A 14,671-nucleotide genomic window follows, 5' to 3' on the forward strand; every position below is an offset into this window, starting at 1 on the left:
TTCACTCCAATTTTTCAATCTTTAAAACTTATGGACGTTTAGATAAAACTTCGTCCACAAGACCGTATTCTTTTGCCTGCTGTGCAGTCATGAAGTTGTCACGGTCAGTATCTTTAGCCAGACGTTCATAGTCTTGACCACTGTGTTCTGCCATTAATCGGTTCAAACGCTCTTTAATGAATAGAATTTCACGTGCATGAATTTCAATATCAGATGCTTGACCGCGGAAACCACCTAATGGCTGGTGAATCATGACACGCGCATTTTCAAGGCAATAACGTTTGCCTTTGGCGCCTGCATTAAGCAAAAATGCACCCATAGAAGCGGCCTGACCCATGCAATACGTCACGACATCTGGTTTAATAAACTGCATCGTGTCATAAATGGCCATGCCCGCAGTTACAGAACCACCCGGTGAATTGATATATAAATGAATATCTTTATCTGGGTTTTCTGCTTCTAAAAACAACATTTGCGCAACAATTAAGTTCGCCATGTTGTCTTCGACTTCACCAGTCATGAAAATTACACGTTCACGTAAAAGGCGTGAATAAATATCAAAAGAACGCTCGCCACGAGAAGATTGCTCAACCACCATTGGTACAAGTGCGTTTTCAATTGTTGGAACATACATACGTTTATTTATTCCTAAATTTTTGTTACCCAACCCATATTCACAATATGAGGGATATTTGACGAAATTGCAAAAGATTCCCAATTAAATAGCAGATATTTTTTGCAGAAGCTTTGTGAATTCAGGACAATTTATAGCTTTACAATATCAATAAAAAAAAGGCGCCTAAAGCGCCTTTTTCACCGAGCTAAAAATTAGCCTTGTTGACGAGCTTGTTGCTCTTTCAATAAGTCTTCATAGCTTACAGCTGTTTCTGTTACTTTAGCAGATGCCAAGATGTGATCTACCACTTGGTCTTCTAAAATAACTGATTCGATTTGAGCGCGTTGCTGTTTATCGTTGTTAAAGAATTCAATCACTTCATTTGGATCTTCGTAAGAAGAAGCCATTTCATTGATGTACGCTTCAACACGTGCTTGGTCAACTTCAAGTTTAGCATCAGCCAATACTTTGCTTACCAATACACCTAGTTTAACTGCTTTTTCAGCTTGTTCTTTGAACAAGTCATCTGGAAGCATGCTGCTGTCAAATGCTTTCGCACCTTGAGCACCAAACTGCTGTGTGAACTGTTGAATCATTTGCTGACGTTGACGATCAATTTCTTGAGCCAACATTGCTTCTGGAAGTTCAACTTCGTTGGCAGCAACTAGCGCATCAAAAGCTGCACCTTTCACTTGGTTGCGAAGGCCATTTTTCACTTCACGTTCCATATTTTTGCGAACGTCAGCTTTTAATTTTTCAACGCCTTCTTCTTCAGTCAAACCAAATACTTTTAAGAATTCAGCATCAATTTCTGGAAGTTTTTGTTTTTCAACAAGCTTAACTGTAATTTTGAATTGAGCAGTTTTACCAGCAAGATTTTCAGCTTGGTAGTCTTCAGGGAAAGTTACTTCAATTTCTTTCTCTTCGCCCTTCTTCATACCAATGATGCCGTCTTCGAAGCCAGGAATCATGCGACCAGAACCTAAAACAAGTTTAAAGTCTTCTGCAGAACCGCCTTCAAATTTTTCGCCGTCAATTGAACCTTCGAAGTCAAAAGTAACTTGCATGTCTTTTTTAGCCATGCCTTTTGTTTCAGCCCAACCTGCGCGTTGTTTTTGAAGATTTTCAATCATCTTCTCGACATCGCTGTCATTTACTTCAGTCGTTTTACGCTCAACGTTTAAGCCTTCGAATTTAACGTCTACTTCTGGATAAACTTCAACAGTTGCTTGATAAACTAAAACATCATCTTTCATTTCAGTTGAATCAATGTTTGGCATACCAACAGCATTGATTTTTTCTTGCTGAATGGCTTCGAAAACTGTGTCACGAATGATGTCGTTTACAACTTCTTGGTAAAGACCAGCGCCATATTCACGACGAACAACGTTTACAGGCACTTTACCTTGACGGAAGCCGTTGATCTTTACAGTTTTGGCAGTGCGTTTCAAACGAGCTTCAAATTGCTCGTTAATACGGCTCGTCGGTACAGATACATTTAAACGACGGGCAACGCCCGAAACCGCTTCAGAAGTTACTTGCATGGCTTCCTCGATATTTTGTTAAAAAACAGGTTAAAAAAAAGTGCCACATTATATGACAACATTTAAAGATATACAAAATAGCATTATAGCACCTCTTTTTCCTCTTATTTTTTCTGACTGTAATTCCGATAAGAAATTCATAAGCCATGATAGATTTACAATTTTTGTTTATTTTTTATTAAAAACAATAAAACTCACGACCAATATCCATATTTTTATATTATTTTCAATTAGTTAAAATCAATCCACCTTATACCTAAGTCCAACCTTCACCGACTACCGCCCCTCTTGCTTGAGCATTTATAGCTATAGCACCATTCTTCTTTACAGATACAGAAACGACCTCTAAACGACAACGTGGGTGTGAGAATTACGCTATACAATATTTTTAATCAGAATTTTATTGATTTTGAAAAATGGGGGCCTCACTCTTACAACAACAATCGTCATACTCAAGAAGGTCGTCGCGTTCAATTAGACATAACCGTTACCTACTAATTATCTCAATTTATTTATATAAAAAAACCTGCTCTGGCAGGATTTTTTCTTCTAAAGCATCAACTTTAATCATTCACTGTTAAAACAACAGCAATTTTACTTATAACTTAAGTATTAAACCAACAATCCAGATCACCCCAAATACTCTAAATATACAATATACAATATAAAACAATATCTTAAATTAAAAATGTTATATAGTAACATCTAAATAAACATTTATATCTTTAAATTCTACCGTCAATAACAATGTCATAAAGATGCAATAAAAAACAAGAATCATTATTATTCGCATACAAATTCACAACATTGTCTCAGGTTTGAAATGGCCTTCATAAAAACGCGTAAGAAAATTGTCTCATCTGCCATCGCTTCTTCTCTATCTGTTCTTGCTGTCAATGCATATGCACAAGACCAAGTCACAACACTAGAAACGATTCATCAAGATGTCGCAACAGAACAACAGAGCTTAAAAGTAGACAAATCTGCGAACAGTAAATATGTTGCACCTTTATTAGATACACCAAAATCTGTTTCGGTTATTTCTAAACAACTTATTGAAGATACCCAAGTCACAACTTTAAGTGATGCTTTGCGTACTGTGCCTGGTATTACCCTTGGCGCAGGTGAAGGTGGTAACCCAAACGGCGACCGTCCGTTTATTCGTGGTTACAGCTCTGAAAGCTCGATGTATGTCGATGGTGTACGTAGCGCATCATCGCAAAACCGTGAAATGTTTGCTGTAGAGCAAGTTGAAGTGACTAAAGGTTCCGCTTCTGCTTTAGGTGGTGCTGGTTCTGTTGGTGGCAGTATCAACATGATTTCTAAAGTTGCGAAAAATGGTGACTTTTTAGAAGGTTCTGTTGGCGCAGGTACAGATAATTATCAACGTATTACTTTAGACGGCAACAAAGACTTTGGTAATGGCATTGCAGCCCGTGTTGCGGTCATGGGTCACAAAAATGAAAAAGCCGGTCAAGCTGATGGCGCTGAATATGCGCGTGTTGGTATTGCACCAAGCATTACCTTTGGTCTAGATACACCTACCCGTGCGACATTAAGTTACTACTACTTAAAATCTGACGATACGCCAGATTCAGGTGTGCCATATTGGAATTCGTCAAACAATACAGCGACAGGTAAACCACTGGATGTAAAACAAGGCGTTTACTATGGTTGGAAAGATCGTGACTTTCAAAAACAAGAAAATCAGATTGGTACCATTAAACTTGAACATGATCTAACTGATAATTTAACTATCAGTAATACTGCCGTTTACAGTAACTCTAAAAATGATTATTTGTGGACACAACCCGATGATTCAAAATTAAACATTGCGAATGGAAGTGTCGCTCGCCGCGCCAATTCACGGATTACAGATACAAATACATTTACTGACCAATTGGCTTTAACGGGCAAATTTAATACTGGTTCAATTAAACACAGCTTTAATGTGGGTGCAGAATATTCAGATCAAGAATCTGACAAAGGCAATTACACAATTTATGATTTAAACGGCTCTACTACAACATTACCTAATGGTAAATTAAATGATATCGCTAATGGTTCTCTGAATATTAGTGGCCCTGGTGGATGCTCAGGGCTTATTGGGGCTGCATCTAACTACTGGTGTACAGATGCTTATAACCCAAATTCTAGAGATCCATGGTTAGGTCGTATTTCTGCAAATAAAGCGATAACAACAACAACGGCTCAAACAACCTCAGTTTATCTACTAGATAGCATTGAATTCACCCCACAATGGTTATTGGACTTAGGCGTTCGCTGGGATAAATTCGAAACTGAATTAAAAACCAATACAACAGGCGCCAAAATTGAAAATGATACGGACTTTTTCTCTTATCAAGCGGGCTTAACCTTTAAACCTGCAGAAAATGGTAGCATTTATGCAAGCTTCGCAACTTCAGCCAACCCTGTGGGTGTAGATGCAGGAGATGGTTCTGAAACTGCCGTTACTGCTGTTAATAAAGATTTAGACCCTGAAGAAAGTCGCACATTTGAGATTGGTACAAAGTGGGATTTGTTCAACGAAAAATTGAATTTAACCGCAGCTATTTTCCGTACAGAAAAGCAGAATACCCGTATCTCACTTGATGCAAATACCACAACCAATGGTGGTGCAAGTAAAGTCGATGGCTTTGAGCTTGGACTAAACGGTAACATTACCGACAAATGGGCTGTTTCTGCTGGTTATACCTATTTAGACAGTGAATCGACTAAAAATGGTGTCAGCTGTCGCGGTACAACGTGTACCGACCAAACAGCTTACAATGGTAATGTCATGCCAAACGTTGCCAAAAACAGTGCAACACTTTGGACAACGTACCAAGTTCTTCCACAGCTGAACTTAGGTGTTGGTGCTATTGCCATGGATAAAGTTTATGGTGATTTAGCCAACACTAAATATGTTCCAGGCTATGTTCGTTACGACGCAATGGCGCGTTATAACGTCAATAAGAATGTTGATTTACAACTTAACGTAAACAACTTATCTGATGAACGCTATTTCACTAAGGCCTTTGCATCGCACTATGCCACTGAAGCAGAAGGTCGTAGTGCAGTACTGTCTGTTAACTTCAAATACTAAATTTCAAATTAAAACGCATCTGTAATATATGGGTTTTAAGCTAAAAAATAGCCTCTTTTATAGAGGCTATTTTTTTCAGAATACATTTCGTAGCACTACCACTATTTTCTGTCAATTTTCTTAATAAGATAAAACTATGTGTGCCCTATTTGGAATAATCGTTTTTGATCTCAATTCGCTCGAACTCTCATGTTGTACTTCAACAAAAACGACCACTTATTCAATCTAAAAATTATAACTTTTAGTAAAAATATCAGTAAATCATCCGTTCATAGACCATTTTTTTAATAGTTTTTCCAAATGAATTAAGTTTAGTTAAACAATATTTCCAACAACAAATTATAAAAATGAATGATTTTATTATTGCTAATGATAATTATTAGCAATAACATTCACAACAATTGTTACAGGCCATAACAATTCACCCATTATTACTTCATGAAGTTGTGAGCATCGAAGTAGTAATGGTTCCTTCCTAATAATTTCAGGACTTGAACATGGCACACCTTAGTCGTAAACATAGTAAGACTGCTTCTTTTGTTGCATTCGCAGCAACTTTACCACTTGCAGCCCATGCAACCGACTCAGAATTAAAAGTTACTCAATTACCTACTATTACAGTACAAGCAGAACAAATAAAAAACTCATATCTAGCACCTAAAAGTTCATCGACTAAGCGTACAGAAGCAATTTTAGATACTGCAAAAACAGTTCAAGTCATCACCGAAAAAGCGCTCAAAGATCAAGGTTTACTTTCACTCCAACAAGCCCTTGCAACCACGCCAGGTATTAGTTTTGGCGCAGGTGAAGGTGGTGGTGGCTATGGTGATAAAATTAACTTACGCGGTTATGATGCAACCTACAACACAACAGTCGATGGATTACGTGACGCCGCATTAACCAACCGCTCAGACTTATTCAACTATGAAGCCGTTGAAGTTATTAAGGGGGCGAATTCTGTTGAAAATGGCGTCGGACAAATTAGTGGCGGTGTTAATTTAGTTTCTAAAACACCCAAAAATGATGATAGCAATGACCTAACTTTAGGTTTCGGTTCTGATGGTTACAAACGCTTTACGGGCGATTTCAATAAAGTTGTAGATGAAGACTTGGCCTTTCGTTTAAATGTCATGGGACATCAAAATACCTATGCAGGTCGTGATGAAGAAATGAAACGTTGGGGAATTGCACCATCGGTGACATTTGGTCTTAACGATACAACGAAAGCGACGTTATCGTATTTATATCAAAAAGATGAAAACGACCCGCAATATGGCGTGCCGTATTATAATGGTAAACCCGTTACAGGAATCTCGGATAAAAATAATTACGGCTATAGCAATTTAGATCAACAAAATATTGAAAACCAAGTTGTAACATTCAAAGTTGAGAGCGAAATTAGTCCTAATGCTAAACTTAATTCCATTACTCGTTATAGCGATATTCGGCAAGAAGCCACTGTTTCTGCGCCTCAAGGAACATTTTGTTTGGCCAATGGTAAAGCCCCGACTGCCCTGACCAATGATAACCAAACAGGGTTTAAAGATTGTACAGCGGGTCAAGCAGGACAATATATTGTTTCAGGGCCGCGTGGTTATTATCGAGATACGCAGAACAAACAATTTGCCAATGATACAAATGTGAATGTGCAATTTAAAACGGGTGCGATTAATCATGCACTGGTTGCAGGTGTCGGGCTAAGCCGTGAAGACTATACCATTACCACAGCAGGCTATATTTACAACGCAGATGGCACTGTAGCGGATAAACCGAATATGGATGTCTATAATCCTGAGCACTTTTGGAATGGCCCAACCAATTTCCGTAAAACAGGCTTTTCTGAAGGCAACTTAAATGTCTATTCGGCTTATTTGTTCGATACGCTAAAATTTGGTGAACAATGGCTACTAAACTTAGGGGTTCGCAACGACTACACCGATGGTCAATACCGCTCAGATAAAATTGAAACCACCACTGGCCTTGTTACACGTGGCACGACTTATCAGCAGTCAGATAATTTAATTTCTTATAATGCAGGATTAACATTTAAACCAACCCCTGCAAGTAGTGTTTATCTCTCATATGCCAACGCGCAAAAACCGGTGCAAAACACCGCAAGTAGTAGTTGCTCTCAGACGGTTACCAGTGGTGTCGTGACCGCAAATACATGCAGTACCGATCCTGAAAATGCAGTCGCTTATGAAATTGGTGCAAAATGGCAAGTGAATCCAAATTTCTTAGTATCAGGGGCGGTATTTCGCAATGAGCAGGATAAAGTTCGTGTAACTAGCGATATTACTGGAGAGCCCGATGCGAAATTAGACGGCAAAAACTACGTACAAGGTGTTGAACTTGGTTTAGCAGGTGAAATCACCTCAAAGTGGAATCTCACTGCAAGCGCTGCGTATATGCAAGGCGAATATGACCAGACCAAGGTGAACGGCTCACCCAATGTTGACTTTCAAAAAGGCGATAAACTGGTTAATGTTCCTAAAATTTCTGGTAGTTTCTGGACGACCTATCAGTTTAATGACCAATGGCAAGCAGGTTATGGCTTAACCTATCAAGGTGAAATGTATTTAACCACGCACTCTGCGACCAATAATCTTATTGCACAAGTGAAGTCTGAAGATTATCTCGTGCACAATGCCTCTATTACTTATAACTACAGCAAAGACTTAAGTTTCCAATTGCTCGGTCAAAATTTAAGTGGTGAAAAATACTATACGCATATCCGCAACAATGGCTGGGCAATGCCAGGTGAAGGACGCAAAGGCGTATTCAACATCAACTATAAATTCTAAAATATAGCCAAACCGTGTTAAAATTCAGCGTCTGATTCATCAGGCGTTTTTTAATTAAAGGAATAATATCATGATCTTACATATTCCAAATTTACTTAGCCTTGATGAACTCAATCATTGTCGCCAAACACTTAATCAAGCAGAATGGGTGGATGGAAAAATGACCACAGGCCATCAATCTGCTTATTTAAAAAATAATTTACAGCTTGCACAAGACTCTCAAGACGCCCTACAACTGGGACAAATCATTCAACAAGCAGCCAATTCAAATCCTCTATTTTTTAGTGCTTCGCTTCCCAAGATATTTCTTCCTCCACTCTTTAATTGCTATCAACATGGTGGTAATTTTGGAATGCATGTGGACAATGCCATTCGCAGACATCCACTGCTCAATAGCTATTTAAGAACAGATGTTTCCTGCACGGTATTCCTCTCTAACCCTGAAGAATACACAGGTGGTGAATTGGTGATTGAAGATACATTTGGCACTCAAGAAGTGAAATTGCCAGCAGGCGATGCCATTGTTTACCCTTCAACAAGTTTACATATGGTCAATCCCGTAACTGAAGGTGCACGTTTTGCATCGTTCTTTTGGGTACAAAGTTTTATTGCATCCGATGCACAGCGCCGAATTTTATTTGACCTTGATCAAAATATTCAAAAACTCACCATAGAACTTTCGGCCACACATGAACAAGTCATCAGCTTGACAGGGATTTATCATAATCTCTTACGTGAATGGAGCGATTTATAAAATTTTCTTATTTTAAGTACGCTTTTCTATTCATTTAAATTTTGTAAATTTGGACACCACCAATGAATAAATCTCCTCTACCCGCTTTGACTCAAATTCCGCCTTATTTACAAACCATTGCAGACTACGAAATAGAGGCTGAAAAACATCTGTCGAATATGGTTTGGCAATATTTGCAAGGCGGTTCAATGGATGAACTGAGTGTCCAAAATAATCTAGCACAATTTAAAAACTTTCATTTGATGCCTCGCATGTTGAACGATTTAACCCAAGGCAATACCACCTGTGAAATTTTAGGCCAAAGCTTCCCGCATCCTATTTTTTTAGCGCCAATTGGTCATCAACAACAATTCCACCCCGATGCAGAAAGTGCTACTGCACTGGCAGCCGAAGTACTGGGTAGTAATATGGTACTGAGTACTTTTAGCAATACCGATATGCGTACTTTAAAACAGGACAACCCTTTTAAGTGGTTTCAGTTGTATTGGCAGGGTGAGCGTGAAAAATCATTGGCCTTGGTCAAATTGGCAGAACAACAAAATTTTACAGCCATTGTGATTACAGTCGACTCACCACATACAGGTATTCGTGACCGCGAACGGCGTATTTTTTTCCATTTACCCGAAAATATGCAACATCCACATACACCTGTACATATTCCATTGCCTGAATTAAAAGAAGGTGATCATCCTGTTTTTAATGGCTTAATGAAAATTGCACCCACGTGGGATGATATTGCATGGATTGTGCAACAGACACACCTTCCTGTCATTTTAAAAGGCATTCTCAACCCCTTAGATGCCAAACTAGCCATTCAATACGGCGTACAAGGCATTATTGTGTCTAATCATGGCGGCCGCGTGCTTGATGGCAGTATTCCCCCACTTACAGCATTACAGCTGATTAAAAAAGCCGTGCCCAGTAATTTTCCACTGCTTTATGATGGTGGCATTCGTCGTGGTTCAGATGTTTTTAAAGCCATTGCCTTAGGTGCATCTGCGGTTTTTGTCGGGCGTCCCTATATTTATGGTTTAGCCAGTGCAGGTGCTTTAGGGGTGGCGCATGTCATTAAAATTTTAAAGGAAGAATTTGAGATTACGATGGCATTGATGGGAACAGCCACGCTCAATGACATCACAGAAGAATATATTTTTCAAAAAACCTAAATTTAAAGGAAAATCTTTCTTCTAAATATATTCCTAATGCAAAATTAGGAAATTATTTCCGGAATAAGTGGATTAATATTTAGTTATAGATTTGCAAGATCTGCGGTATAGCAAAATCATTAAAAACCCAAAACGTTTCTTAATGCTTTAGGCTAAGTCCTCCGAATTTAGACTTGTAAATGGATACAATAGACACAATCTATAATAGTAGCCGTTGCTGTTTCCACGACTAAACGCAATTGATGCTACACAAGGAGTTACCTCATGATGTTGGCTGATCCAAGCAAAAAATACCGCCGTATGTACCAGCGCGTCAACTTACCTGACCGCCAATGGCCAAACAACGAAATTAACCAAGCGCCAATTTGGATGAGCACTGACCTTCGTGACGGTAACCAAGCAATTTTTGAACCAATGGACATTGAACAAAAATTTAAAATGTTCCAAATGTTGGTCAAAATTGGCTTTAAACATATTGAAATTGGTTTTCCTTCAGCATCACAAATTGACTTTGACTTCACGCGCTTATTGATTGAAGGCGGTCATATTCCAGATGACGTTTATATTGAAGTTTTAGTACAAGCGCGTGACCATTTAATTCAACGTACTTTTGAATCTTTACAAGATGCAAAACGCGCTATTGTGCATATCTATAACGCCAACTCACCGACTTTCCGTCAAAAAGTGTTGAATGTTGATGTGGCTGGTGCAAAAAAATTAGCAATGAACGCTGCGACAAAAGTCAAAGAATATGCAGCCAAACAACCTGAAACTGAATTTATTTTCCAATACAGTCCTGAATGCTTTACAGCCACAGAATTAGAGGTTGCCAAAGATGTCTGTGATGCAGTGACTGAAATCTGGGAAGCATCACCAACCAACAAAGTAATTTTAAACTTGCCTGCAACTGTTGAAGTGTCTGGCCCACACGTTTACGCCGACCAAATTGAATGGATGCATCGCAACATTCAACGTCGTGACGGTGTAATTATTTCTGTACATTGCCACAACGACCGTGGTTGCGGTATCGCAGCCTCTGAATTGGCCATTATGGCTGGTGCAGACCGTGTCGAAGGCTGTGTATTTGGTAACGGTGAACGCACAGGTAACGTCGACGTGGCAGCTATTGCCTTGAACATGTACACCCAAGGTGTTGCGCCCAACTTAGATTTCTCAAATATCAATGAAATTATTGCAACAGTTGAAGAATGTACAGGTTTACCTGTTCATCCGCGTCATCCGTATGCAGGTGACTTGGTGTTTACCGCGTTCTCGGGTTCGCATCAAGATGCGATCAAGAAAGGCTTTGAATTCCAAAAAGACCAAGAAATGTGGGATATGCCTTACTTACCTATCGACCCGAAAGACTTGGGCCGTGACTATGATGCCGTAATTCGTGTGAATTCACAGTCAGGTAAAGGCGGTATTGCGTACTTGTTAGAATCGAATTACAACGTGGTGTTGCCACGCCGTATTCAAATTGAATTCTCACAAATTGTGCAACAAAAAACTGATGAAGACGGTACAGAGATTTCTGCTCAAGCCATTTGGGCCTTGTTTAAAGATACCTATGTGGGCGCTAAAGATGCACATTACTCTGCAAAAAATTACCGTTTGCACGATGAAAATGGCAATCAAGTGATTGAATTAGACCTTGAAGTGAATGGTGTTATTCAACACTTACGCGGTGAAGGTAATGGGCCAATTTCAGCCATTTTGAATGCATTACAATTGCCAATTGATGTCTTGACCTATGAAGAACGCAGTATTAGTTCAGGCGCACATGCCAAAGCTTTGGCGTTGATTGAACTTCAAGTCAAAGGTACAGGTAAATCTGCCTTTGGTGCAGGGGTACATGACAACATCGTGACCTCATCGATTGAAGCGATTATTGCCAGTGTTAACCGTTTAATTGCACAAGATGTATTAAGCACTGAACAAATCGCGACGGCTGTTTAAGATCAATAGATCAGATTGTATTGACAAAAATCTTATCTGATAAAAAACTTTAGAAAGGATACCCCAAGTGGTATCCTTTTATTTATTAACCCCAAAGATTTAAGGCGAATATTTCCTGTGTCTTTTCCAGCTGACTCAGTGGGCCTAGTTACCCCAAAAAAGTTTTCTTTTGAAGAGCCGTTAGAGCTCGAATGCGATCGAATTTTGCCACGCTTTGATCTGATGGTGGAAACTTACGGCGAGCTAAATGCCGATCAGTCCAATGCCATCCTAATTTGCCATGCCCTGTCTGGCCACCATCATGCAGCCGGTTATCATCACGAAGATGATAAAAAACCCGGTTGGTGGGATGCCTGCATTGGCCCCGGCAAAGCCATTGATACCTCTAAATTCTTTGTGGTTGCCCTGAATAATATTGGTGGATGTAGCGGTTCTACAGGCCCAATATCGCCAAATCCTGAAAATGAAAATCGGCCTTATGGCCCCGATTTCCCATTGGTGACTGTCCGTGATTGGGTGAAAACCCAAGCCATGCTCTCTGACCGTATGGGCATTACACAGTGGTATGCGGTCATTGGTGGTTCTTTGGGTGGCATGCAAGCTTTACAATGGTCGGTGGACTACCCTGACCGTTTGCAAAAATGTGTCATTATTGCCAGCACACCTAAACTATCTGCACAAAATATTGCCTTTAACGAAGTGGCGCGTCAGTCTATTTTGTCTGACCCTGACTTTCATAATGGTCGCTATTTAGAAAATGACAGTTACCCGAAACGTGGTCTCATTTTGGCACGGATGGTCGGTCATATTACCTACTTGTCTGAAGAAGCCATGAAGCAAAAATTTGGTCGCGACTTAAAGTCAGGCAATTTTATGTATGGTTTTGATGTCGAATTTCAGGTCGAAAGTTATTTGCGCTATCAAGGTGAACAGTTCAGTCGTAACTTTGATGCCAATACCTATTTAATTATGACCAAAGCTTTGGACTATTTTGACCCATCTCGTGAGTACGAGCAGTCATTGAAAAAAGCGATGGAACATACCCAATGTAAGTTCTTGGTGGTTTCATTTACCACTGACTGGCGCTTCACACCAGAGCGTTCTCAAGAGATTGTGGATGCTCTCATTAGCAACCATAAACCCGTCAGTTATTTGGACATTGATGCCGAACAAGGTCATGACTCGTTCTTGTTTCCTATTCCCTTATATGTCAAATCATTACGTGCATTTTTAGGTGGTCAAGAGCACCTCAAAGCAACCCCTCAGGAGGTCGTGTAATGCGTATTGATCATCAACTTGCTGAAACATGGATTAAACCCGATTCAAAGGTTTTAGACTTAGGCTGTGGTGACGGCGAACTGCTGGCCCACATGAGCAAAAAACATAATATTCGTGCTTATGGTTTAGAGCTTGATCAAGAAAAGATTGCAATTGCCGTCAGTCGCGGGTTAAATATTATTCAGCAGGACTTAAACTTGGGTTTAAGCCGTTTTGCCGATCAGTCTTTTGACTATGTGGTTATGGCACAGGCTTTACAAGCTGTAGATGCACCAGACGTTCTTTTACGTGACATGGTGCGTGTAGGCAAGCAAGCCATTATTACCTTTCCTAATTTTGCACATTGGAAGACCCGCTCTTTCTTAGCATTAAAGGGAATGATGCCTGTTTCTGATGCTTTACCCTATATGTGGTATAACACCCCGAATATTCATTTATGTACTTTCCGCGATTTTGAAGCATTATGTGCTGAAAATAATATCCGGATTATTAACCGACTTGCCGTGAATGGGGATCAGCAAGGTAGTTTACTCAGTAAACATATCCCGAATCTGTTTGGTGAAGTCGCAATTTATCGAGTGAGCGCTCTATGAAAAAACTATTATTAAGCACGACGCTACTTGCGGGGCTTTTCAGTATTCAAGCACATGCAGACTATGTTGCTCCTGCACCTTCTGTGGCGAGCCAAGCGGCCCAGTATTCCATTATGGATATTCACAATCTGACCAAAGCAGCCAAAGCGGGTCAAGCAGGCGCACAGTTTTATCTTGGAACAAAGTACCAGTTTGGTAAAGATGTGCAACAAGATGACCGTCAAGCGTTTGCATGGTTTAAAGCCGCCGCTGACCAAGGTCTTTCTTCGGCCCAACTGAATGTTGGTCGCATGTTAGCTGATGGCTTGGGTACGAAAAAAGATGAAGTCCTTGCGCGTCAGTATTTCGAAAAAGCGGCCAGCCGTGGTGATAATCGCGCAAGCTTTAATTTAGCCATGATGGAAGAGCAGAAAAAAAATTATATGGGTGCATACCAATGGTATGAGCTGTCTACCCGCGATGGTATGTTAGACAATAAAGTGATTACTTTGTCTGAAGGCAAAAAAACAGCTTTGGCTGCTAACTTAACACAAGATCAAATTCGTCAAGCGCGTGACCGTGCAGACAAATGGATTCAAGCGCAGTAATTTGTCTGATTCATAAAAGGCACCTTCGGGTGCTTTTTTATTGCGCATAACCACTAGAATGAACAGCCGTATCGAATACACCATGCTGATATAAATTGGCTTCAATAAAATTCTATAATTTCTGCCAATGCCCTGTTTTTTTTGCACAGTACGGGTAGTAAAAAATGAATGAGATGACCTGATTTTTCATCAGCGATTTTCACAATAATCTGCTGATGTTATATATCAACAAAATAATGAACACTTTCCGTTTACAACAACTTT

Annotated in this window: 10 protein-coding genes; 8 read left to right on the forward strand and 2 right to left on the reverse strand. The window is 39.8% G+C overall.

What is annotated here, in order from left to right; genetic code table 11:
• Positions 1-28 precede the first annotated feature (28 nt).
• Together clpP and tig are read right to left on the reverse strand one after the other, a co-directional pair.
• Positions 29-634, reverse strand: coding sequence for an ATP-dependent Clp endopeptidase proteolytic subunit ClpP (gene clpP, locus BBP83_RS00515; RefSeq protein ID WP_068885475.1), 606 nt, complete (start codon positions 632-634; stop codon positions 29-31).
• A 194-nt stretch (positions 635-828) separates the two neighbouring features.
• On the reverse strand, positions 829-2,160 hold the full coding sequence (tig, locus tag BBP83_RS00520) for a trigger factor (RefSeq protein WP_068885476.1): 1,332 nt from the start codon (positions 2,158-2,160) through the stop codon (positions 829-831).
• 823 nt (positions 2,161-2,983) lie between these two features.
• Between tig and BBP83_RS00525 the strand changes: the two genes are divergently transcribed.
• From BBP83_RS00525 to BBP83_RS00560, 8 genes are all read left to right on the forward strand, one after another.
• Positions 2,984-5,266, forward strand: coding sequence for a TonB-dependent receptor (locus BBP83_RS00525; protein ID WP_068885477.1), 2,283 nt, complete (start codon positions 2,984-2,986; stop codon positions 5,264-5,266).
• A 497-nt stretch (positions 5,267-5,763) separates the two neighbouring features.
• Complete coding sequence (locus BBP83_RS00530) at positions 5,764-8,070, forward strand: TonB-dependent receptor (RefSeq protein ID WP_068885478.1); 2,307 nt, start codon at positions 5,764-5,766, stop codon at positions 8,068-8,070.
• Between the two features lie 70 nt (positions 8,071-8,140).
• Positions 8,141-8,824, forward strand: coding sequence for a Fe2+-dependent dioxygenase (locus tag BBP83_RS00535; protein WP_068885479.1), 684 nt, complete (start codon positions 8,141-8,143; stop codon positions 8,822-8,824).
• 62 nt (positions 8,825-8,886) lie between these two features.
• Complete coding sequence (locus BBP83_RS00540) at positions 8,887-9,990, forward strand: alpha-hydroxy acid oxidase (protein ID WP_068885480.1); 1,104 nt, start codon at positions 8,887-8,889, stop codon at positions 9,988-9,990.
• Positions 9,991-10,254: 264 nt separating this feature from the next.
• Positions 10,255-11,949 (forward strand): 2-isopropylmalate synthase, encoded by a 1,695-nt coding sequence (gene leuA / locus BBP83_RS00545; protein WP_068885481.1) that lies wholly within the window; start codon positions 10,255-10,257, stop codon positions 11,947-11,949.
• A 117-nt stretch (positions 11,950-12,066) separates the two neighbouring features.
• Complete coding sequence (gene metX, locus BBP83_RS00550; RefSeq protein WP_068885482.1) at positions 12,067-13,227, forward strand: homoserine O-succinyltransferase MetX; 1,161 nt, start codon at positions 12,067-12,069, stop codon at positions 13,225-13,227.
• Positions 13,227-13,820 carry a methionine biosynthesis protein MetW gene (metW, locus tag BBP83_RS00555; protein ID WP_068885483.1) on the forward strand — a complete coding sequence of 198 codons (594 nt, stop codon included), beginning with the start codon at positions 13,227-13,229 and terminating at the stop codon, positions 13,818-13,820. Before metX ends, metW begins: the two co-directional genes overlap by 1 nt.
• Entirely contained in the window at positions 13,817-14,407 is a 591-nt protein-coding gene (locus BBP83_RS00560; RefSeq protein ID WP_068885484.1) for a tetratricopeptide repeat protein, read from the forward strand. Before metW ends, BBP83_RS00560 begins: the two co-directional genes overlap by 4 nt.
• Positions 14,408-14,671: the final 264 nt, after the last annotated feature.

Origin of the sequence: Acinetobacter celticus (genome assembly GCF_001707755.1) — a bacterium.
In the GTDB taxonomy this organism is placed as follows: Bacteria; Pseudomonadota; Gammaproteobacteria; order Pseudomonadales; family Moraxellaceae; genus Acinetobacter; species Acinetobacter celticus.

Bases quoted from the DNA above. Each gene is read 5' to 3' on its own strand.
- clpP (WP_068885475.1), bottom strand. From the start codon at position 634: ATGTATGTTCCAACAATTGAAAACGCACTTGTACCAATGGTGGTTGAG.
- tig (WP_068885476.1), bottom strand. From the start codon at position 2,160: ATGCAAGTAACTTCTGAAGCGGTTTCGGGCGTTGCCCGTCGTTTAAAT.
- BBP83_RS00525 (WP_068885477.1), top strand. From the start codon at position 2,984: ATGGCCTTCATAAAAACGCGTAAGAAAATTGTCTCATCTGCCATCGCT.
- BBP83_RS00530 (WP_068885478.1), top strand. From the start codon at position 5,764: ATGGCACACCTTAGTCGTAAACATAGTAAGACTGCTTCTTTTGTTGCA.
- BBP83_RS00535 (WP_068885479.1), top strand. From the start codon at position 8,141: ATGATCTTACATATTCCAAATTTACTTAGCCTTGATGAACTCAATCAT.
- BBP83_RS00540 (WP_068885480.1), top strand. From the start codon at position 8,887: ATGAATAAATCTCCTCTACCCGCTTTGACTCAAATTCCGCCTTATTTA.
- leuA (WP_068885481.1), top strand. From the start codon at position 10,255: ATGATGTTGGCTGATCCAAGCAAAAAATACCGCCGTATGTACCAGCGC.
- metW (WP_068885483.1), top strand. From the start codon at position 13,227: ATGCGTATTGATCATCAACTTGCTGAAACATGGATTAAACCCGATTCA.
- BBP83_RS00560 (WP_068885484.1), top strand. From the start codon at position 13,817: ATGAAAAAACTATTATTAAGCACGACGCTACTTGCGGGGCTTTTCAGT.